The organism is Variovorax humicola, assembly GCF_037889915.1.
GTDB classification, from domain to species: Bacteria; Pseudomonadota; Gammaproteobacteria; order Burkholderiales; family Burkholderiaceae_C; genus Variovorax; species Variovorax humicola.
This window is the reverse complement of the sequence record NZ_JBBKZV010000007.1, coordinates 73,303-93,463: the sequence shown is the minus strand read 5'-3', so window position 1 is coordinate 93,463 and position 20,161 is coordinate 73,303. Positions and strand designations below refer to the sequence as shown.

General features: G+C 66.7%; 16 protein-coding genes and 2 pseudogenes. 5 read left to right on the top strand and 13 right to left on the bottom strand.

The genetic code is table 11. The annotated features are described in order from the left end of the window. Positions 1-285: 285 nt before the first annotated feature. The 4 genes from ligD (at position 286) to WKW80_RS14480 (ending at position 6,088) form a co-directional block, all read left to right on the top strand. On the top strand, positions 286-2,760 hold the full coding sequence (gene ligD, locus WKW80_RS14495) for a DNA ligase D (protein ID WP_340364271.1): 2,475 nt from the start codon (positions 286-288) through the stop codon (positions 2,758-2,760). A 536-nt stretch (positions 2,761-3,296) separates the two neighbouring features. Further along, the gene (ku, locus tag WKW80_RS14490; RefSeq protein WP_340364270.1) at positions 3,297-4,235 is read left to right on the top strand and encodes a non-homologous end joining protein Ku; all 939 of its coding nucleotides are present in this window, start codon (positions 3,297-3,299) and stop codon (positions 4,233-4,235) included. Next, a complete protein-coding gene (locus WKW80_RS14485) occupies positions 4,232-5,101 on the top strand; it encodes a tetratricopeptide repeat protein (protein ID WP_340364269.1) in 870 nt (289 codons plus the stop codon). Before ku ends, WKW80_RS14485 begins: the two co-directional genes overlap by 4 nt. 186 nt (positions 5,102-5,287) lie before the next feature. Continuing rightward, entirely contained in the window at positions 5,288-6,088 is an 801-nt protein-coding gene (locus WKW80_RS14480) for an alpha/beta fold hydrolase (protein ID WP_340364268.1), read from the top strand. A gap of 66 nt (positions 6,089-6,154) precedes the next feature. On the opposite strand, the gene WKW80_RS14475 is transcribed toward WKW80_RS14480, so the two are convergent. After that, positions 6,155-8,467, bottom strand: coding sequence for a helicase C-terminal domain-containing protein (locus WKW80_RS14475; protein WP_340364267.1), 2,313 nt, complete (start codon positions 8,465-8,467; stop codon positions 6,155-6,157). Positions 8,468-8,655: 188 nt separating this feature from the next. Here WKW80_RS14475 and WKW80_RS14470 point away from each other — a divergent pair, with 188 nt between their 5' ends. Continuing rightward, positions 8,656-8,829 (top strand): DUF3563 family protein, encoded by a 174-nt coding sequence (locus WKW80_RS14470; RefSeq protein ID WP_340364266.1) that lies wholly within the window; start codon positions 8,656-8,658, stop codon positions 8,827-8,829. On the opposite strand, the gene WKW80_RS14465 is transcribed toward WKW80_RS14470, so the two are convergent. The 12 genes and pseudogenes from WKW80_RS14465 to WKW80_RS14410 form a co-directional block, all read right to left on the bottom strand. Beyond that, entirely contained in the window at positions 8,817-8,972 is a 156-nt protein-coding gene (locus WKW80_RS14465; protein ID WP_340364265.1) for a hypothetical protein, read from the bottom strand. The two genes, WKW80_RS14470 and WKW80_RS14465, sit on opposite strands and share 13 nt — an antisense overlap. A 9-nt stretch (positions 8,973-8,981) precedes the next feature. After that, the gene (locus WKW80_RS14460; RefSeq protein WP_340364264.1) at positions 8,982-9,671 is read right to left on the bottom strand and encodes an alpha/beta hydrolase family protein; all 690 of its coding nucleotides are present in this window, start codon (positions 9,669-9,671) and stop codon (positions 8,982-8,984) included. Positions 9,672-9,695: 24 nt separating this feature from the next. Further along, a complete protein-coding gene (locus WKW80_RS14455) occupies positions 9,696-10,073 on the bottom strand; it encodes a VOC family protein (RefSeq protein WP_340364263.1) in 378 nt (125 codons plus the stop codon). A 31-nt stretch (positions 10,074-10,104) separates the two neighbouring features. Further along, positions 10,105-11,583, bottom strand: a complete 1,479-nt coding sequence (locus WKW80_RS14450) for an SRPBCC family protein (protein ID WP_340364262.1) — start codon at positions 11,581-11,583, stop codon at positions 10,105-10,107. A gap of 22 nt (positions 11,584-11,605) precedes the next feature. Continuing rightward, positions 11,606-12,040, bottom strand: a complete 435-nt coding sequence (locus WKW80_RS14445; protein ID WP_340364261.1) for an SRPBCC family protein — start codon at positions 12,038-12,040, stop codon at positions 11,606-11,608. A 4-nt stretch (positions 12,041-12,044) separates the two neighbouring features. Continuing rightward, on the bottom strand, positions 12,045-13,733 hold the full coding sequence (locus WKW80_RS14440; RefSeq protein WP_340364260.1) for a flotillin family protein: 1,689 nt from the start codon (positions 13,731-13,733) through the stop codon (positions 12,045-12,047). 25 nt (positions 13,734-13,758) lie between these two features. Beyond that, positions 13,759-14,589: a phosphoenolpyruvate hydrolase family protein gene (locus WKW80_RS14435; RefSeq protein ID WP_340364259.1), complete on the bottom strand. Its 831-nt coding sequence runs from the start codon at positions 14,587-14,589 to the stop codon at positions 13,759-13,761. Between the two features lie 34 nt (positions 14,590-14,623). Continuing rightward, positions 14,624-15,829: pseudogene (locus tag WKW80_RS14430) on the bottom strand (Tm-1-like ATP-binding domain-containing protein); the annotation flags it as partial. Between the two features lie 549 nt (positions 15,830-16,378). After that, positions 16,379-16,873, bottom strand: a pseudogene (locus tag WKW80_RS14425) (ABC transporter ATP-binding protein); the annotation flags it as partial. Next, positions 16,873-17,712 (bottom strand): ABC transporter ATP-binding protein, encoded by an 840-nt coding sequence (locus WKW80_RS14420; protein WP_340364258.1) that lies wholly within the window; start codon positions 17,710-17,712, stop codon positions 16,873-16,875. The pseudogene WKW80_RS14425 and the gene WKW80_RS14420, both read right to left, overlap by 1 nt. 16 nt (positions 17,713-17,728) lie before the next feature. Beyond that, positions 17,729-18,985: an ABC transporter substrate-binding protein gene (locus WKW80_RS14415; RefSeq protein WP_340364257.1), complete on the bottom strand. Its 1,257-nt coding sequence runs from the start codon at positions 18,983-18,985 to the stop codon at positions 17,729-17,731. 17 nt (positions 18,986-19,002) lie between these two features. Further along, positions 19,003-20,136: a branched-chain amino acid ABC transporter permease gene (locus WKW80_RS14410; RefSeq protein ID WP_340364256.1), complete on the bottom strand. Its 1,134-nt coding sequence runs from the start codon at positions 20,134-20,136 to the stop codon at positions 19,003-19,005. Positions 20,137-20,161: the final 25 nt, after the last annotated feature.

Genomic DNA, 20,161 nt, shown 5'->3' with positions numbered 1-20,161 from the left:
CGACCGAGGAAGCCTTGACGAACCGGCGCCGTGTCGAGGTCATCCTTGAGTCTCCTGTCTTGCGCGGATTGCGCTCAACCGCTTGCGGTGGAACGATTTACTGTATCGATACACAAAATAAGTTCAACGCGAGCAGGGTAGGTGTATTCCTTGGTGTTGACGGCACCGAGGTTGCGCTGCCGTCCTGCGCGGTTGCGATGCTTCGGCTGACGAACGGTCCCACGATGAGTACAGGACAAAAGCACAATTGCCGACTGTTTGCGGCTGTCAGACCAAGGAAAGCGCATGCCCGGCGATCCCCTGAAGCTCTATCGTTCCAAACGCAATTTCGCCATCACGTCCGAGCCTGCGGAGGGAGGTGCGACGAAGGCGGGCGCGCTGGCGTTCGTGATCCAGAAGCACTGGGCGAGCCGGCTGCACTACGACTTCCGGCTTGAACTCGACGGCACGATGAAGAGCTGGGCCGTGCCGAAGGGGCCGAGCTACGACCCGCACGACAAGCGCATGGCAGTGCAGGTGGAAGACCATCCGATGGCCTACAACCAGTTCGAGGGCGTGATTCCCAAGGGGCAGTACGGCGCTGGAAAGGTGATGATCTGGGACGAGGGCACCTGGACGCCGCTCGAGGATGCGCACAAAGGCTACAGGGAAGGCATGCTCAAGTTCGAACTGCACGGGCACAAGATGCACGGGCGCTGGGCGCTGATCCGCATCAAGGGCAACGGGGAAAAGCAGGTTCCCTGGTTGCTGATCAAGGAGAAGGACTCTTTCGTCCGGCCGGCGACCGAGTTCAGCCTGGTCGATGAAATGCCCGACAGCGTGGTCCCGTTGAGAGCGCGGGCCGTCTCGGCCGCAACCGCGCCGGCCGCCAGGAAGGCGGACAGAAAGTCGTCCGGCGCGCTGCCCGGCGTGCCGGCAGCGCTGCCCGGGAAGTTGCAGCCGCAGTTGGCCACGCTGGTTGACGGAATTCCGGCCAATGCCGCGGAATGGTCGTTCGAACTCAAGTTCGACGGCTATCGCCTGCTGGCCCGCGTCGACGGCAAGGAGGTCAGGCTTTTCACGCGCAATGGCCATGACTGGACGCACAAGCTCCAGCATCTGGCCAGCGCGATTCCAAAGCTGAAGCTCGAATCGGGCTGGCTCGACGGTGAAATCGTCGTCCTCGACGACAAGGGCCTGCCCGACTTCCAGGCGCTGCAGAACGCGTTCGACAGCAGCCGCACCGCGAACATCGTCTATTACATCTTCGACGCGCCGTTCCTGAATGGCCGCGACCTGCGCGGGGAGCCACTGGAGACCCGGCGCGCGATCGCGCATGCGTTGCTTGCCAAGCCGCCCGCAGCCCTGCGCTTCAGTGAAAGCTTCGATGCGCAGCCACAGGATCTGCTCGCGTCGGCGTGCCGCATGGGCCTCGAGGGCCTGATCGGCAAGCGGCGCAATGCGACGTATGTCATGCGTCGCGCCGACAGCTGGATCAAGCTCAAGTGCCAGCAGCGTCAGGAATTCGTCATTGCCGGCTACACCGACCCCCAGGGCGCCCGCACCGGCTTCGGATCGCTGCTGCTGGCGGTGCATGGTGACAAGGGAAAACTGGACTACGCCGGCAACGTGGGCACCGGTTTCGATGAGAAGGCGCTGGTCGACCTGAAGAAGCGCCTCGATGCCCTGGCGGCGCCCGCGTCCCCGCTCAGCGGCCCGACCGAGCTGGACCGTACGGCGCATTGGGTCAAGCCCAGCCTGGTGGCGGAGGTGAGCTTTGGCGACTGGACCCGGACCGGGCGCGTTCGTCATGCGGTGTTTCACGGGCTGCGTGCCGACAAGCCGGTCAAGGCGATCGTTCGCGAACGACCGAAAGAGGTGACTCCCATGGAAGTACGACCATCGACCGAACCGACACTCAGGGTCACGCATCCCGAGCGGGTCATCGACGCATCGACCGGCCTCACCAAGCTGGACCTCGTGCGTTTCTATGGGCTGGTGGCCCCGCTGCTGCTGGTGCACCTGAAGGCCCGCCCGGTGTCGCTGGTGCGCGCGCCGGCCGGCGTGCAAGGCGAACTGTTTTTCCAGAAGCACCTCGAAGGATCCATGCCCGGCGTGAAGCTGCTGGATACGGCGCTCGATCCCGCCCATCCCGCATACCTGGAGGTGCCGACGGCGCGGGCCGTGCTGTCGGCCGCGCAGATGAACGTAGTGGAGTTCCACACCTGGAACGCCGTCAAGTCATCCATCGACAAGCCCGACCGCATGACCTTCGACCTCGACCCAGGCGAAGGCGTGGCGTGGAAGTCGATGCAGAAGGCAGCGCATCTGGTGCGCGCGCTGTTGAACGAACTGGGGCTGGCGTCATTCGTGAAGACCAGCGGAGGCAAGGGGCTGCACGTGGTGGTGCCGCTGAAGAAGCAGCACGACTGGGAAACGACCAAGTCCTTCTCGCAGGCCATCGTGCAACATCTGGCGCGAACGATTCCGCAACTCTTCGTCGCAAAGAGCGGCCCGAAGAACCGGGTCGGGAAGATCTTTCCGGACTACCTGCGCAATGGTTTCGGTGCCACCACGGCGGCGGCATGGTCGGCGCGCGCGCGGCCGGGGCTGGGGGTTTCCATTCCGCTGGCTTGGGACGAAGTCGATTCGGTCCGCGGCGGCGCACAGTGGACCATTGCGAATGTTCACGAGCGGCTCGACCAGGGCAACGATCCCTGGAAGGACTACGCGCCCCAGGGTTTGTCCAGGGCAATGAAGCTGCTGGACTTCAAGCTATAGGATGTGGAACACCCCCGATGCGCCTGCGGCGCCTCCCCTCGAGGGGGCGCACCCAGCGGCCCGGCAAAGCCGGTGGAATGAAACACCCCCGATGCGCCTGCGGCGCCTCCCCCTCGAGGGGGCGCACCCGGCGGCCCGGCAAAGCCGGTTCCGCGGGTGCCCACGAACAGACTTCGCCGTGCTCGTCCTGGTTTCATGCGTCGCTCGTCCCGCGATAGCGTGGGGGAAATTGAACACCCCCGAAGCGCCTGCGGCGCCTCCCCCTCTAGGGGGCGATACCGGCGGCCCGGCAAAGCCGGTTTCGCGGGTGCCCACGAATAGAGTTCGCCGCGCTCGTCCTGGTTTCATGCGTCGCTGGTTCCGCGATAGTGTGGTGGACAACTGAATTGATTGGATCCGTCAGGGCTCGGCCCCGTGGGGCGGCGAGGGTGGTCGGTCGTTGGCCACCTCTGTTGCGTCGCGGCTGCGGCCGACTTGTCAAATCGACGAAAAGTGGCAAGCTGCAACGCGTTGCTTCGTAGTTCATGGAGAAATCAATGGCTGCACGCTCCCTTGCATCCCTTTCGCTCGGCTTCGGGCTGGTGTCGATTCCGGTGCGCCTCTATTCGGCGACCGAAAGCGCGAGCACGGTGCGCTTCAACATGCTGACCAAGGACGGCTCGCGCGTGAAGCAGCAATACGTCTCCGAAAAAGATCCCTCGGTGGTCGTGCCGCGGTCGGAAATGGTGAAGGGCTACGAGTTCGAGAAGGACCGCTACGTGCTCTTCGAGCCCGCCGAACTGAAGTCGCTGGAAGAGGGCGGCAGCCACCTGATCGACATCGTCTCTTTCATTCCCGAGAAGGCGGTCGACCCGATCTACTTCGACAAGGCCTACTTCCTTGCGCCCGACAAGCGTGGCGGCAAGCCCTACAACCTGCTGAAGGCGGCGATGCTGGAAAGCGGCCGCTGTGCGCTGGCACGATGGGTGTGGAAGTCGAAGCAATACGTCGTCCAGGTGCGTGCGCATGACGAGGGCCTGGTGCTGCAGCAACTGCTTTATGCGGACGAGGTTCGTTCGCTGAAAGACCTGGACATCGAGCAACTCACCCCCTCGGCGCCTGAGCTCAAGCTGGCGCTCCAGTTGATCGACCAGATATCCACCGACACCTACGACCCGACCATGTTCGAGGACGAGGAGAAGAAGCGCATCCTGGCAGCGATCGACGCCAAGATCGAAGGCAAGCAGGTGGTGGCGGTCGAACACCCGGAAGATGCGCATGGCGGTGCCGAAGTGATCGACCTCACGGAAATGCTGCGCGCCAGCCTCACGCGCGCCGCCAAGCCGCCAGCAAAGCGTCCGGCGAAGCCCGCGGCCGCCGAAGAAGTGGTCACCCCGCTCGCCAGCGCGCAAGGCAAGGGCGCCAAGCGCGCCCCGAAGGTGGCCAAGGTGGCAGAGGAAGCCGCGGCGCCCGCGCGTGCGCGCGCGAGGAAGTGAGCACGGCAGCGCCTCCCGCGCCTTCGGCCTCTTCGGCCCTCTCGGCCTCTTCGCTGCGCGGCATCCGGCAGGCGTCGGGCCTGAGCCGGCACGCAGTCGCGAAGTTGATCGAACTCGGCTTCGTCGACCCGGCACGCGAGCCGGGCGGCGCCTGGCGCTTCACATTCCAGGACCTGGTGCTGCTGCGCTCGGCCCACGACCTGCGCGCCGCGGGGATTCCGACGCGGCAAATCCTGCGCTCGCTGCGTCGGCTGAAGAGGACGCTTCCGCCGGAAGTCCCGGTCACTGGATTGCGCATCACGGCCGTGGGCGACCGCATCGCCGTGCGCGTGGAAGGCTCGCAGTGGGAGCCGGACACGGGCCAACTCGTGATGGACTTCAGCGTGGCGCCCGGCGCCGGTTCTGTCAGCCGTCTTTCGAAGCCGGCACCGAAGCAGGGCGGCAGCCCGGCGATCGATGTGGAGGCCATCTTCGCGGAGGCGGAAGACCTCGAAGAGACGGACGCGGCCGCCGCGGAGGCCTCATACCGGCGCGTGCTCGCGCTGGAGCCGTCGCACGCGCATGCGTACCTCAACCTCGGCTTCATGATGTGCGAGGCGAAGCGATGCGAGGAAGCCGTCTTGCTGCTGGACGAAGCCATCCTGCACTGCCCGGACGACCCGCTGGTTCACTACAACCGGGCGGTCGCCCTCGAAGGCCTCGACCGTGTTAAGGAGGCGCTCGAAAGCTATGAGCAATGCCTTCGCCTGCAGCCGGACATCGCCGACGCACACCAGAATGCGGCATTGCTCTACGCGCAGGAGGGGGAGAAGCAGCTTGCCATCCGGCATTTCAGCGCGTACAGGCGCCTGACGACGCACGCCTGACGACGCAGGCCCGACGACGCACGCCCGACGACGCACGCCCGACGACGCAAGCCTGACCGATGACGCTCCAGTGCTCGGCGACGCATCGCCGGTGGAGAAATTCCCGCTCGCAAAAACGCCCGCGTCTGACTTGTTCGTCTGCGCCGTTCATGCAGTCTTTGCCCACCAACGGAACCGGGCACTGCCATGGAAAGCGTTCTTCAATTCACCCCTTCGAGCTTCGAGACCTCACACTTTGAACCGCCTTCGCGCTGGCTCATGCTGGCCGAGGCCCGCGCTCTCTATGAAGCCGGGGCGGCGCTGGCGCTGTGGCCGTTGCTGCAGCTGACGCCGCGCGGCGATGGGCATGCGGTGCTCGTGCTGCCCGGGCTCGGCGCCGGCGACCGTTCCACCGAACTGATGCGCCGGTACCTCAACAGCCGAGGCCATGACGCGCACGGCTGGGGCCTGGGGCAGAACCTGGGACCGCGCGACGGCGTGGAAGCCCGGCTGCTACGCCGGCTCAGGGCACTTTACGCGGCGAGCGGCCATAAAAAGGTGAGCCTGGTCGGCTGGAGCCTTGGCGGCGTCTTCGCACGCATGATGGCCTCGCTGCAGCCCGACCTGGTGCGCAGCGTTGTGACACTCGGCACGCCATTCATCGGAAGCCCGCGCGCGACGCGGGCCTGGCAGGTGTACGAGAAAGTCAGCGGTCAGCCGGCGGAAGACGCGGCACGCCGCCAACTCGTGAGCCCGACGCCGCCGGTGCCGACGACCTCGATCTTCAGTCGCAGTGACGGCGTGGTGTCGTGGCGGTGCAGCGTCGAGCGGCCGGGAGCCGCGGCCGAGAACATCGAGGTGCTGGCGAGCCATTTCGGATTGGGTGCGCACCCGGCCGTGCTCTATGCCCTGGCCGACCGCCTCGCACAGCAACCCGAAGAGTGGCGCCCCTTCGACCGTTCGCGCCTCGGCGCATGGGTGTATCCGGACCCGGCGCGGTTGCAGTGACGTTGGAGCGCCACCCCGCCAGACGTCTTGCCGCAGCGGCCGACGGAATGCTCGCCGTGCCGCTCTCTACGTGGTGAGGCTGCAGGACCAGCTTTCGACAAGCCACCACGGCGGCAGCAGGCGACGAATTTCGGGCCGCGCAAAACGATCGTCCAGCAGGTAAAGCACGCCCGAGTCGCGCTCGGTGCGAATCACGCGGCCGGCTGCCTGCACCACCTTGCGCAAGCCCGGATAGAGGTATGTGTAGTTGTAGCCCTCCCCGAAGAGCGTCTGCATTCGCTCGCGCATGACCTCGTTCTTTGCGTTGTGTTGCGGCAGGCCCAGGCTCGCGATGAAAGCACCGATCAACCGGTCGCCCGGCAGGTCGACACCTTCGCCGAACGCGCCTCCCAGCACGGCGAAGCCGATGCCTTTGCTATCGGGCTGGAAGCGCGCGACAAACGCCTCGCGATCCGGCTCGGCCATGCGGCGCGATTGCCTCCAGGTCGGCACGCCGGGCCAGCGCCGCGCGAACGCCGCATGTGCGGATTCGAGGTAGTCGAAGCTGCTGAAGAATGCGAGGTAGTTGCCCGGCCGGCGTTCGAACTGCGCGCCGACAAGATCGGTCAACGCCTCGAGCGACTGCGCGCGGTCATGAAAGCGCGTCGAGATCTGCGGCGTGATGTGGACGCTCAGTTGATGTGCCTGGAACGGCGAGCCGACCTCCAGTTCCAGCGTGTCCTCGGGAAGGCCGAGCACGTCGCGGTAGAAGGGAAAGGGCGAAATCGTGCCGGAGAAGCAGACGGTTGACATCGATGCCGCGAAGCGCGGCTTGAGAAACGGCGCGGGCACCAGGTTGCGGATGGTCAGCGCATCGCCGCCGGCTTCAGCATCTGACGCGATCTCGAATACCGAATGCGCGGCGAAGGCGTCCGACAGCCGCAGGAAGTACAGCATGTCGAAAAAGAACTGCTGCAGCGGCCCGTGCGCGTCCTTCGGAGCGGCGGCGAAGTGTTCGGCGATGACCGACACGGCCTCCTGCAGTGCCTGCTGCAGCGCGTCTGGAATCGCATCGAGTGCCGCATAGGCGGTAGCTTGCCTGGCCTGCAGCGCGCGCCACTCCCGGCGCACCGAGGCAAGCCGGGCTTTGATGCCGGCCGGCGCGATGCGGTGCGCGTCTTCGAACGAGTGCGCGACCAGCGGCGCCGTATACATCGCGCGGGCGCGCTCCAGCAGGTTATGGGCCTCGTCCACCAGCACGGCGACGCGCCATTCTTCTTCCTTTGCCAGCGCGAAGAGAAAGGCGCTGCTGTCGAAATAGTAGTTGTAGTCCGCGACGATGACATCGCTCCAACGCGCCATCTCCTGTGCGAGGTAGTAGGGGCACACCGCATGAGCCTGCGCGATCTTGCGCAGTTGTTCGCGGCCGAGTTCGCGCGTGGCGATGGCGTTCCTTCGGGCATCGGGCAATCGGTCATAGAAGCCGCGCGCCAGCGGACAGGCTTCGCCGTCGCAGGACTTGCCGGGGTGTTCGCAAGCTTTTTCGCGTGCGGTGAGTTCGAGCACGCGCAGCGATTCGCAATCGCGGCCGACCAGGCCGAGCGCTTCGAGCGCTACCGCGCGCCCCGGGGTCTTGGCGGTGAGGAAGAAGACCTTGCTTGTCTTGTGCGCTGGCCAGCCCTTGAGCAATGGCCAGGTGGTTGCGACCGTCTTGCCGATGCCGGTGGGCGCCTGTGCGATCAGGCAGCGCCCGGCAGCGGCGGCGCGGTACACGCCCTGGGCCAGTTCGCGCTGGCCTGGCCTGAACTCCGCATGCGGGAACGACAGCGTTTCAAGCGCGTGTCGCAGTGCGCGATGGCGCTCGTCCTGATGCTCAGCCCAAGCCATGAACGTCACGCAGAGCCTCTCGAAATCGGCGCGCAACGCATCGCGCGGCCACCGCTCTTCGAGCACTGTTTCCTCGCCGCTGGCAAGGTCGAGGTAGACGAGCGCCACGGAGATCTCGTCGAGCGACTCTCGCTCGCAAAGCATCCATCCGTAGGATTTCGCCTGGGCCCAGTGAAGCGCCCGGTGGTTCCCGCGGATGACGTCGAAGTTGCCGCGAAAGGTCTTGATTTCCTCGACGCGGCAACGGCCGGCGTCATAGCCATCGGCGCGGCCGCGCACCAGGAGGCCCGCGCAGATGGAAGAGAGCGATACCTCGCTCTCGTATCCCGCGCCGCGCCGCGACTGCACCAGGCTGTGGCCGGCCATGCCTTCCTGCGCGCTGGGGGCAGGCCTGAAGCGCAAGTCCAGGTCGCCCACCTTGGCGCCGAACGCACACAGGGCCTTGACCGACACCGCAGGGCACGCGGCCACGGGCGATGGCTTCGGTGGGGTAGCAGTGGCGTCGGGTGGCATGGGCTGGATGAATATACAGCCGGCCAACGGCGGAGCCTGTCGGGCAGGAAATCACGAGTCGTGAAATATCCCCACAAGCCCCTTTGAGTCAGTCGGTTGTATACAAAGCTGAAAACACGGAATAGGGGAAAACCCTTAAAATTGAGCCCGTACCAAAGATCATTCAACTACCTCAAAGGATTACCGCCATGTCGTTTATCCACCGCGCCCTTTCCGTCCTGCAACGCAGCTTCCAGACCCAGCATGAGATCGAAGACGCCTACCTCGCTGGCTCCGTCGACATCTATGACCTCGAGCGCCGCATGCGCGAACTCGACAAGCGCGACGCCCAGGAACCGTTCCACCTCCGTCACTCGATCTGAGGCTTGCCTCCATCCGGCAGCGGGGCGCCGGCAGGTAGATCCTGCGTTTGCTCCGCAATCGGCCGTTTGAAGGTGCGCCGGCCAATGACCGCGACCAGCACCGATACCGCCACCAGATTCTTGGGTTGAAGCGCGGCCGCCACGGCCGAACATCAAGCTGCGACAAGGTTCCGAACCCAGTCGGCCACGGCGTCGAGTGCCTGCGCCAGCACCTCGCCGTCGTTGCGGCCAGTGCGCTTGAGCACGTGGAAAGAGTGGTCCGCATGCTCGATCTCGACGATCGTCGCGCGCTGGCCAAGTCCGGCGACGACGGAGCGGATTTTCTCCAGCTCCGCCAGCTTGTCGGTCGTGCCCTGGACGAACAGCATCGGCACCTTGACGTCGGACAGATGCTTCGCGCGGGTGATGGAGGGCTCTCCTGCGGGGTGCAGCGGGAAGCCGAGGAACACCAGGCCCACGACGCCCGGCAGCGGCGCCAGAGCCTGCGCCTGCGACGTCATGCGGCCACCGAAGGATTTGCCGCCAGCCGCCAGCGGAAGCGACCCAAAGAGCCTCGATGCTTCCGCCGCCGCCGCGCGCACTGTGGCATGCGCCCTGGCGGGGGTGTCCGGCCGCCTGCCGCCGGCTTCCATGTAGGGAAACTGGTAGCGCAACGTCGCGATGTTTCGCTGCGCCAAACCCTCGGCAGCAGCAGCCATGAAGGTGTGCGTCATTCCGGCGCCTGCGCCGTGGGCGAGCACGTAGCAGGCGATCGGGTCAGGCGGTGCCAGCGCAATGCCGGAGACGGTCGATTCGCCATCGACGCGGATGGTGACCGGCTGCGCAGTGAAGATCGTTGCCATGGTGGGTGGTGCAATTCAGGACGCTCAGATTTTTTCCGACGCGTCAAAGTCCAACTCCACTTTCGCGCCATTCGGATCCAGGCAAAACAGCTGCCATGTACCCGCGCCGGCCTGCTGTCGCAGGTCGTATTTGACGCCGCTCCCGTCGAAGCGCGCTTTTACCTCCCGCAGGCGTTGTGCGGTGAAGGCCATGTGGTCGATGACGCCGGTGCGCGGTTCGGGCACGGGTCGGCCGAAGTAGAGGTGCAGGACCGCTTGCGGCCCGGCGCCGTAGAGCCAGGCGCCGGGAAATCCAAGGTCCGGGCGGTGGCCGACCTTCAGGCCGAGCAGGCCGGTGTAGAAGTCGAGCGTCTTCTTCTCGTCTTCCGCGGTGACGGTGAAGTGGTTCATGCCGACGATCATCGAAGTCTCCTGTCAGGGTGTCGTGAATGTGTCAGGGCACCAGCACGAGCGCGCCTGTCGTGGCGCGCGATTCGAGCCTCGTGTGCGCTTGCGCGGCGGCCTCCAGCGAGAAGCGCTCGATGGGCGGCATTTTGATGGTGCCGTCGGCCAATGCGTCCCACACGCGCTGGGCGCGCTCTGCGAGTTGCGCCTGCGTCGATACATAGTCGAACACCACAGGTCGTGAAAAGCTCAGCGACTTGGCGACCAGCGCGTCGGGTGGGAGCGCCTTGAGGGGGCCACTCGCCTGGCCGAGGCTGATCCAGTGGCCGCGGCGGGCGAGGGCGGCGAGGTTCTCTTCGCGGGCCGCGTCGCCCAGGCCGTCGATCACCACGTCGGCGCCGCCGCAGATGCGCTGCACGGTGTCGGCAAAGCGGTAGTCGCGGGTCACGATGACGTGCTCGCAGCCGTACTCGCGCGCGACGCGGGCCTTTTGCTCGCTCGACACGGTGCCGATGACCACAGCGCCGAGCCGGCGCGCCCAGTTGCACACCAGCAGTCCGACGCCGCCGGCCGCTGCATGGACCAGCAGCCGGGTGCCGTGCTGCACGCGGCCGAGGTCGTGCAGCAGGTAGTCGGCGGTGATGCCCTTGAGCAGCAGCGCGGCGGCGGCATCGTCCTCGACGGCAGCGGGCAGGCGCACGACCCATTCGGCCGGCACGCTGCGCACGCTGCAGTACGCACCCGGCGTGTGGCCCAGGTAGGCCACGCGGTCGCCGGGCAGGAAGCCGGAGACATGCGGCCCCACATCCAGTACGCCGCCTGCGGCTTCCATGCCGGGCACGCCAGGAGAGCCCGCGGAGACGGGAAGCATCGGCGGAATCCAGCCGCGTCGCAGGTACACGTCGATGAAGTTGACGCCGATGGCGCGCTGCTGGATGCGCACTTCGCCTTCACGCGGCGGTGGCGCTTCCCCGTCTTGCGGGCGCAATTCCTCCGGGCCGCCGTAGCGCGTGATGGCAATGCGGCGCGTCGGCGCAGGCAGCGCGGTGGGCATTGCTGCCGCGCCGTTTCGCGATTGCCGGTCGCCGCCTTGCAGGAGGTGTCGCCGCAGGTCTTCGAAGCCCGCCTCGTACACGCCCTGTGCAACCCTGTCGTGCAGTTCGCGCTCCATGCCCGGCGGCGTCGCAAAGGAAGACGCCCAGTGCCAGAAGGTGCGGTTGCCGTCGGTCACCGGCTTGAGGCTCACCGTGGCCACGTAGCGTTGCAGCGGCAAGGTGGCCTCGACGATGCAATAGGTGCTCTTGTGCTCCGTGTCGTCCAGCGTCAGCAATTGCTCGCGGATGCGGTTGCCGTCCTTCAACGTGAAGCTGCGCACGCAGCCGACCTGGTCGCTGCGTTCGTTGCCTTCGATGCGGCTGGTGTCGACCGCGCTGTGCCACTGGTCGTGGCTGTTGAAGTCGCGCAGCACGGCCCACACGCGCTCGATTGGCGCGTCGATGATGGTGGAGCGCACGACCTTCTGCAGCATTCGGAGGGCAGGCGAGCTGGCCTCAGCGCATGGCCCGCTTCAACGCGTCGAAGCCGGCCTGGAACACGTCGTTGCCGATCGATTCGGTCAGCTCCCGCTCGCGGCCCGGATCGCATTCGAACTCTGCGCTCCATTCGGCAAAGCAGCGCGCGCCGTCTGTCACCGGCGTGAGCTTGAGCGTGGAGGTGTAGTCGGTGACGCCCATCGGGCTTTCGAGGATCTCGTAGGTGCAGCTGTATTCGTAGTCCGACAGGGCCAGCAGGCGCTCGCGGATCATGCCGCCGTCCTTCAGGTGGAAGTGGCGGATGCAGCCGACGCGATCGGCGGGCTGGCCGTTCTCGATGCGGCTGTCCGCGATGAGCGGGTGCCATTTCGGCATGCCGTTGAAGTCGCGGATGCGCGACCACACGTTGTCGGCGCTCGCGTCGATGACGCTCGACGTGTAGACACTCACCATGCGTTCATTCCTTTGGCGCGTTCGAGGGAAGGGCGGCCTGCGAACCGCTGGCGTTGCCGACCAGGCGCTGGATGTCGCCGCCCTCGATACCGATCTCGCGCAGCAACTGGTCGACCAGCGGCGCCTGCGCACGGAAGCGCAGTGCCGAGTTGACCATTCCGTCGGCGAAGCCGCCGCCCTCGCCATTGACCGTGCCCCCGCCCGACCCGCCGCCGAGCCCGTCGACGTGCATGATCTTGATGCTGTCGATGCGTTCCATCGGCCGAACCGATTCGCGGATGATGGCCTCGGCCTTCTCGACCAGCTTCATGCGCAGGGCTGACATGCGGGCCTCGGGCGAGAGCATGTTGTGGGCTTCGTTCATCATGCGTGCCGCTTCGGCCTCGATTTCTGCGCGCACGCGCATGGCCATCGACCTGATCTTGTCCGCGTCCGCATCGGCCTCTGCCTGCGCGCGCACCGCCGCGCCGCGTGCCGCGCTGGCATCGCTTTCGGCCTGGGCCGAAGCGGTCAGGCGCAGGGCGTCGCGCTCGGCGATCTGCGCGGCGGCGATGAGTTCGATGGCTTTCTTGCGCTCGGCCATCTCGACTTCGCGGGCGGTGAAGACCTTCTCTTCGGCCGACACGGCGAGGGCGCGTGCGGTTTCCGCCTCGGCGACGGCCTCGCTCTGCGCCTTGCTCTCGCGCGCGACGGAAATGGCGCGCTGTTGCTCGGCGAGTTCGAGCGACATGCGGCGCTCGATCTCGGCGCTCTGGATCGCGCGCTCCTTGCCGATGCGCTCTTCCTCGATGGTCTGCTCGGATCGGATGCGCGCCGCGTCGATGGTTTGCTTCGCCGCGATCTGCGCGCCCTCGGCCTCCTGCTCGCGCTGAGCGCGCTCGGTCGACACCTCGGCACGTTGGCGGGCGCGGGCCACTTCCAGCTCGCGCTGTTGCGCGAGGCGGGCGTGTTCGCTCTCGCGGTCGATGTCCAGCGACAGCTTTTCCGCTTCGAGGTTCTTGTTGCGGATGGCGATGAGCGTGTCCTGCTCGACGTCGTTGCGCTGCTTCTTGCGGTGCTCGATCTGCTCGGTGAGACGGGTCAGGCCTTCCGCGTCGAAGGCGTTGCTCGGGTTGAAGAACTCCATGCCGGTCTGGTCGAGCTGGGTGAGCGAAGCGGCTTCGAGTTCGAGGCCGTTCTTGGTCAGGTCGCCAGCTACCGCTTCGCGCACGCGCCTGACGTAGGCGCCGCGCTTTTCATGCAGCTCTTCCATGGTCATCTCGGCCGCGGCGGTGCGCAGCGCGTCGACGAACTTGCCTTCGACCAGTTCCCTCAACTGGTCCGGCTCCATGGTGCGCAGGCCGAGCGTTTGCGCCGCCGCGGCCACGGCCTCCTCGCTGGTCGCGACGCGCACGTAGAACTCGGCGATCACGTCGACGCGCATGCGGTCGCGGGTGATGAGCGCCTTGTCGCGGCCGCGGATCACTTCGAGACGCAGCGTGTTCATGTTGACCGGGATCACGTCGTGCACGATGGGCAGCACGAAGGCGCCGCCGCCGAGCACCACCTTCTGCCCGCCGAGGCCGGTGCGCACGAAAGCGCGTTCCTTCGAACTTCGCAGGTAGAGCCAGTGGAGCAGCCAGACCGCGAGGGCGACGACGATCGCCACCACGATCAGGCCGAGGATGAAACTTCCGAATTGAGCGCCAGACATAAGAGTCGTCTCCATTGATCCAGTGTTATCGCGTCATCTGCACGAATCGGCGCGTGGTCTCGGTCAGCGCCACCTCGGCGGGCAGCCGCTCCATCGAGCTTGCGCCGTAGAAGCCCGCGCACGCGGGGCAGTTGGCCAGAACGTATTGGGCGTCTTCCGGCGTCGCGATCGGCCCGCCGTGGCACAGCACGATGGCTTGCGGATTGACCGCATGCGCCGCCGCCGCCCAGGCGTTGATGCGGGGCACGCAGTCGGGCAGCGTGAGGGCGGTCCCCGCGCCGATGACGCCGCCCGTCGTCAGGCCCATGTGGCACACCACGATGTCCGCGCCCGCGCCGGCCATGGCCCGGGCGTCGGCCTCGCAGAACACGTACGGCGTGGTCAGCAGGTCGAGCGCGCGGGCGCGGCCGATGAGGTCGACTTCGAGCGAATAGCTCATGCCGGTTTCCTCGAGATTGGCACGCATGATCCCGTCGATCAGGCCGACGGTCGGAAAGTTCTGGATGCCCGAGAAGCCGAGCGAAATGATGCGGCCCAGGAACTCGTCCGGGATCATGAAGGGATCGGTGCCGTTCACGCCCGCGAGCACCGGCGTGTGCTTGACCACCGGCAGCACCTCGTGCGCCATCTCGCAGACGATTTCGTTGGCATTGCCGTACGCCATCAGTCCCGCGAGCGAGCCGCGCCCGGCCATTCGGTAGCGGCCCGAGTTGTAGATGACGATGAGGTCGATGCCGCCCGCTTCCTCGCACTTGGCCGACAGGCCTGTGCCCGCACCGCCGCCGATGATGGGTTGGCCGGCAGCGATCTTGGCGCGGAAGCGTTCCAGCAATGTCTGTCGAGCGATGCGGGGCATGGTGGTTTGGCTCTCCTCGCGTCTTGTTGCCGGGTCAGGCCCGTCGCGTGTGGGTGGCCGGTCGCGAGACTTCGTGCCACGCGGCCACCAGCGCATCAGCAAAGGCCTCGTCGTTGATGTGCAGCGGCAGACGCTGAAGCTTGCGGTCGGGGCCGGGGCGGAAGCCGCTCTCGATCGCGCCGAACAGTGCCCTGTCGGCCTGCGCATCGTGGAAGGGCTGGCCGGGCTTGTCGATCGCAGAGACACCGCCCTCGGGGATCAGGAAGCGCACCGGGCCTCGCATCGCGTTCAGCTTGACGGCGATGAACTCGCCAATGGCGCGGCACTCCTCGGCGGTGGTGCGCATCAGCGTCACGTTGGGGTTGTGCCGATACAGCCTGCGGCCCTTGAAGCGCTCCGGCACGGTGTCCCAGGCGCCGAAGTTGACCATGTCGAGTGCGCCGCAGGAGCCGACGTACGGCAATGCCTGGCGGGCGAAAACGTCGAGCCGGGTCGGGCCGGCAGAGAGCGTGCCGCCGACGATTTCGTCCGCGATCTCCGTCGTCGACACGTCGATCGCGCCGACGATCAGGCCGGAGTCGGCGAGCTTTTCCATCGACTGGCCACCGACGCCCGTGGCGTGGAAGACCAGGCAGTCGTAGCTCGCCTCCAATTGCTTCGAAACGGCCTGCACGCAGGGCGTGGTCACGCCGAACATCGTGAGGCCGATGGCCGACTTGACGACGTTCGAGACCACCGGCGGGTGCGCGATCATTCCGGCCAGCGCGTTGGCCGCATTGGCCAGCACCAGTTCGCTGATGCGGTGGATGCCCTGCACGTCGGTGATCGAATACATCATGCAGATGTCGCTCGGCCCGACATAGGGGCGGGTGTCGCCGCTGGCCATCGTCGACACCATCATCTTCGGCACGCCGATGGGCAGGGCGCGCATGCCCTGGGTCGCCATCGATGTGCCGCCGGAGCCGCCCGCGGAGATGATGCCGCCCATGTCGCGGCGCGCGAGCAGGAAGTTTTCGAAGGCGAGCGCCATGGCGGTCATGGCGCTGCCGCGGTCGTCGCTGAAAACGGCCGATTCGCCTTGCGGGTGATGGCGCGCGACTTCGCGTGGATGCACGCTGGCCGGGGAGGGCTTGCCGGATGTCGAGAGATCGACCGTGACGACGCGGATGCCGAGCTTTTCAAGGCACTGTCGAAGGAAGGAGAGTTCGCGGCCTTTGGTGTCGAAGGTACCGGCGACGTACGCCGAGCGCGCGCTGCTGGCGGCGACCGGGAACTCGAAGACCCTGGGCGACGCTGCGGCGGGCGCTGGCGGCGATGCGGGTGGCGATGCGGGTGAAGGCGGCGGCGCCGCCGCACGCGGAATGTCCGTCACGGGCGCCGCGGTGCCGCCCGCGTTCCACCGCGTGAATCCGCGCACCGTGCTCGGCGCCAGGTTGTCCAAGGACGGCGCGCCATCGCCATGCGCGCGGCGAACGGTGAACACCTGTGTGGGGGCCGGCGCTTCGGCGGCGTCCGGCCGCGCCGGCACATCGGCATCGTCTTCGGCCCCGCCGGATCGAACGCCGAGCAAGCGCTCCTGCAATTCGCGATCCGCAGCCAGTTGCGCTGCCGGCATTTCCTGGGCGATACGGCCATTGACCATCAGGCCGATGCGGTCGGCCACGGAGATCGCCACGCCCAGGTTCTGCTCGATCAGCAGCACCGCGATCTTGCCCTCGCCGGACAGGTCGCGCAGCGCTTGCGCCACCTGTTCGACGATGACCGGCGCGAGGCCCTCCGTCGGCTCGTCCATGACCAGCAGCCTGGGGTTCAGCAGCAGCGCGCGGCCGATGGCGAGCATCTGCTGTTCGCCGCCCGACAACTGCGCGCCGCCATGGCCGCGACGCTCGGCCAGGCGCGGGAACATCGCATAGACGCGGCCGATGTCCCGGCGCCTGCCGGCCACCAGCCGCAAGGTTTCGTCCACCGACAGCGAGGGCCATACCCGCCGGCCCTGCGGCACGTAGGCGATGCCGCGCCGGGTGATCTCGTTCGGCGTGAGGCCCATGATCTCCTCGCCCGCCAGCCGCACGCTGCCGCGCGCCGGCACCAGGCCGGTGATCGCGTTGCAGAGCGTGGTCTTGCCCATGCCGTTGCGTCCGACGATGCCCAGCACGCCGCGCTCCAGCGTCAGGCTCACGCCTTGCAGCGCATGGGCGCGGCCATAGAAGACGTCGAGACCGTCTATGGCCAGCACGGGCCCGCCGTCGCCAGCGACCCTGCGATCGGTGCCGAACCAGGCCATCAGTGCTTGCTCCCCATGTAGATCGACTGCACCTGCGCGTCGTTCTCGATATCGTCCGGCGTGCCGGTGCGAAGTTCGCGCCCGTTGTGCATCACCGTGACGCGGTCGACCACGCGCAGGGCGATGTCGAGGTCATGCTCGATCAGCACGAAGCTCATGTGTGCCGGCAGCGACTTCAGCAACGCGACGAGTTCGCGCCGTTCCCCCGGCGAGAGCCCCGCAGCAGGCTCGTCGAACAGGATGAGGCGCGGCGCACCGGCCAGCGCCATGCCGATTTCAAGCTGCCGCTGCTGCCCGTGCGCGAGGTTGGCCACGCGCTCGTCGGCGATGTGTGTGAGCCGTGTGCGATCGAGCAGATCATGGGTCGCGCGCGTCGACGCATGGCTGGCGCGCGCGCGCAGGAAACTGCCGCGGCCGCTGGCAACGCCGCGCACCGCGAGGAAGAGGTTGTCCCGCACCGTGAGGTCGCGGAATAGCAGCGAAGACTGGTAGGTGCGACGCAGCCCCTTGCGGATGCGTTCGTGCGGCGGCAGGTCCGTGATGTCTTCGCCGAAGAAATGGATGCGGCCCGCGGTCGGCGGGAAGTCGCCGGTGATGGCGTTGAACAGCGTTGTCTTGCCGGCACCGTTCGAGCCGAGGATGGCGTACTTCTGCCCGGCCGTGACCGTGAGCGACACGTCGTCGACTGCACGCAGCGCACCGAAGGCACGCGTCACCCCGTCCAGCCGCAACGCGTCGCCCGAGAGCAACTGCAGGCGGGCAGCTCCTGCGCCGGCGGGCGGGCCGGCATCGGTGCCGCTGCGCGACGCCCTGGACCTGAGCGGGGTGATCGATGCCATGGTCCCTCGCAGTCGGCTAGGTGCGGCAGTCCGGCACGTCGCGCGTACCGAGGCCCATCTTCTTGAAGTCGGCTTCGGGCAGGCCCAGCGTCTGCGTGATGTTGGGCACCGACTTCGTCACCTTGTTGTAGAACGATCCGTCGGCTGCCTTGGCCACTTCGGTGATGTAGGTGGTGCCCACGCCGTTGCGGTTGCCATCGATCTTCACCTGGCCCGCCGGCCCCTTGAAGTCGGTTTTCTGCAGCGCTGCGCGAAACGCCTTCTGGCCGTCCGACAGGTCGCCCTTCACCGCATCCAGCGCATCGAGTGTCGCCTTGGTGTTGATGTAGTAGAGGTAGGCGAACAGCGACGGGCTCGGGAAGCCGTCCTTGAAGGTGGCCTTGTAGTCGGCCACGAACTTCTTCCACTCGGGCGTGTCGATCGAGTCGGCCATCGGCCCTGCCGACATGGTGCCGAGCAGCGATTCGCGCCGCTTGCCCTTGTAGTTGAGCACCGTCTGGTCGACCGTGATCGAGCCGCCGATCATCGGCTTGTCGCCACCGGCCTGCTCGTACTGCGTGAGGAAGTTGACCGCATCGGAGCCACCGAGCACGACCAGCATCGCGTCGATGTCCTTCGGCGCCTTCGCGATCACCGACGCATAGTCCTTGGTGCCCAGCGGCACCCAGGCCTTGTCGACCACCTTGCCGCCCTTGGCGCAATAGCTGGCCATGAAGCCCTGCACCTGCGAGTACGGGAAGCCGTAGTCCTCTGCCACCAGGTAGATCTTCTTGTAGCCCTTGGCCAGCGCCTGCTCGCCCAGGCCCACCATCCACTGCGCGCCTTCGGTGTTGAAGCGATAGAAGTTGGGGGCCGGGTCCTGCAGCGTCGTGGCCTGCGCGCCCGAGGAGCCGTTGATGAAGGTGATGTTCGGCTGTGTCTTCGCGTAGTTCTTGACCGCGATGCCTTCGTCGCCGGACAGCGGGCCGATCATGATCGGCACCTTGTCCTGTTCGACCGCCTTGCGCGTGGCGTTCACGGCCTTGTCGGGCGTGGCGTCGGACGAGACCTTGATGAACTCGATCTTCTTGCCGCCAGCCATGCCGCCATGGTCCTTCAGGGCGAGATCGGCGCCGCGCATGCTGTCCTGGCCGGGTGCCGCGAACGGCCCCTCCAGCGTGGCCAGCAGGCCGATCTTCAAGACCTCCTGCGCCTGCGCCAGGCCGCCGATGGAAACCAGCGCTGCCGCCGCCACGATGGTGCGCGCGAACAACAAACTTCTGTCTCTGCTCATGGTCTCGCTCCTTCTTGTCATCGATGAATGCGGCCAGCGCCGCGGTTGGGGGAAGCATTGCCCACACGGTTGCGAAGGCCCTGCCACAAGCCGAGCAAACCATCCGGGGAAAACAGCACGATTGCGAGGAAGACCCCGCCGATCACGAGATTGAAGCGTTCGCGGTCGACCAGGTCGATGGCGAAGTTCTGCAGCAGGACGAAGACGATCGCGCCGATGAAGCCGCCGATGGGGTGCTTCATGCCGCCGAGCACGGCGATGATGAGGATGTTGATCATCGCGCCGGTGCCCACGGTGCCGGGCGAGATGCGGCCGTTGTACCAGACCATCAGCACGCCACCGACCGCCGCCAGGAAGCCCGCCACCGCGTACGCGCCCACCCGATGCGCCGTCACGTTGAAGCCCAGCGCCTGCATGCGGCGCGGGTTGTCGCGAATGCCTTGCAGCGCGATGCCGAAGGGCGCGCGGATCAGGTGCTTGACGAAGAAGTAGCCGGCCATCGCGCAGGCCAGCACGAGGAAGTAGAAGGGCACCGGATCGCGGAAATTGACCTCGAGCAGCGTGGGCGGCGCGATCTTGCTGAAGCCCTGGAAGCCGTTGAAGAGGGTGTAGTTCTGCTGCGCGAGATAGAAGAAGGCCACGCCCACGGCAAGCGTGATCATGATGGTGTAGATGCCTTCGGTGCGCACCGACAGCCAGCCCAGCGCCGCGGCGAACAGCGTGGCCAGCGAGATCGCGACGACGAGCGCCAGCCACCAGGGCCAGCCCAGGCTGATGACTGCATTGCTGCTGGTGCCGAAGATGGCCAGCATGTAGGCCGCGAAGCCCGCGACCGTCATCTGCGCCAGCGAGACCATGCCGCCGTAGCCGCCGAGGAAGGTGAGCGACAAGGCGATGAGCCCGAGTGCGAGCGACTGCGCACCGATCTGGAAGGTGAAGAAGGGCGTGGCGACGAACGGGTAGGCGAAGACGAAGAGCGTGACGAGGATGTGGCGCCACTTGATCGCGCGCAACATGGCGCGCCAGCGGGACCAGGGTTGCGACGGTGCAGGCGCCGACGTCGATGGCGTCGACACCGGATGCACCAGGACCGCGTTGCGCACCGCGCGCCCGCCACGCGCCGCTTCCGCCGCGGCCGCGGAAGAATTCATGGCGCGACGCCATTTCGCGGCGCTC

Excerpts from the sequence above, each read along its gene's own strand:
- WKW80_RS14445 (WP_340364261.1), bottom strand. The coding sequence starts at position 12,040 with ATGGTGAGTGTCTACACGTCGAGCGTCATCGACGCGAGCGCCGACAAC.
- WKW80_RS14435 (WP_340364259.1), bottom strand. The coding sequence starts at position 14,589 with ATGCCCCGCATCGCTCGACAGACATTGCTGGAACGCTTCCGCGCCAAG.
- WKW80_RS14415 (WP_340364257.1), bottom strand. The coding sequence starts at position 18,985 with ATGAGCAGAGACAGAAGTTTGTTGTTCGCGCGCACCATCGTGGCGGCG.
- WKW80_RS14420 (WP_340364258.1), bottom strand. The coding sequence starts at position 17,712 with ATGGCATCGATCACCCCGCTCAGGTCCAGGGCGTCGCGCAGCGGCACC.
- WKW80_RS14410 (WP_340364256.1), bottom strand. The coding sequence starts at position 20,136 with ATGAATTCTTCCGCGGCCGCGGCGGAAGCGGCGCGTGGCGGGCGCGCG.
- ligD (WP_340364271.1), top strand. The coding sequence starts at position 286 with ATGCCCGGCGATCCCCTGAAGCTCTATCGTTCCAAACGCAATTTCGCC.
- WKW80_RS14440 (WP_340364260.1), bottom strand. The coding sequence starts at position 13,733 with ATGTCTGGCGCTCAATTCGGAAGTTTCATCCTCGGCCTGATCGTGGTG.
- WKW80_RS14455 (WP_340364263.1), bottom strand. The coding sequence starts at position 10,073 with ATGATCGTCGGCATGAACCACTTCACCGTCACCGCGGAAGACGAGAAG.
- ku (WP_340364270.1), top strand. The coding sequence starts at position 3,297 with ATGGCTGCACGCTCCCTTGCATCCCTTTCGCTCGGCTTCGGGCTGGTG.
- WKW80_RS14480 (WP_340364268.1), top strand. The coding sequence starts at position 5,288 with ATGGAAAGCGTTCTTCAATTCACCCCTTCGAGCTTCGAGACCTCACAC.
- WKW80_RS14460 (WP_340364264.1), bottom strand. The coding sequence starts at position 9,671 with ATGGCAACGATCTTCACTGCGCAGCCGGTCACCATCCGCGTCGATGGC.
- WKW80_RS14450 (WP_340364262.1), bottom strand. The coding sequence starts at position 11,583 with ATGCTGCAGAAGGTCGTGCGCTCCACCATCATCGACGCGCCAATCGAG.
- WKW80_RS14470 (WP_340364266.1), top strand. The coding sequence starts at position 8,656 with ATGTCGTTTATCCACCGCGCCCTTTCCGTCCTGCAACGCAGCTTCCAG.
- WKW80_RS14475 (WP_340364267.1), bottom strand. The coding sequence starts at position 8,467 with ATGCCACCCGACGCCACTGCTACCCCACCGAAGCCATCGCCCGTGGCC.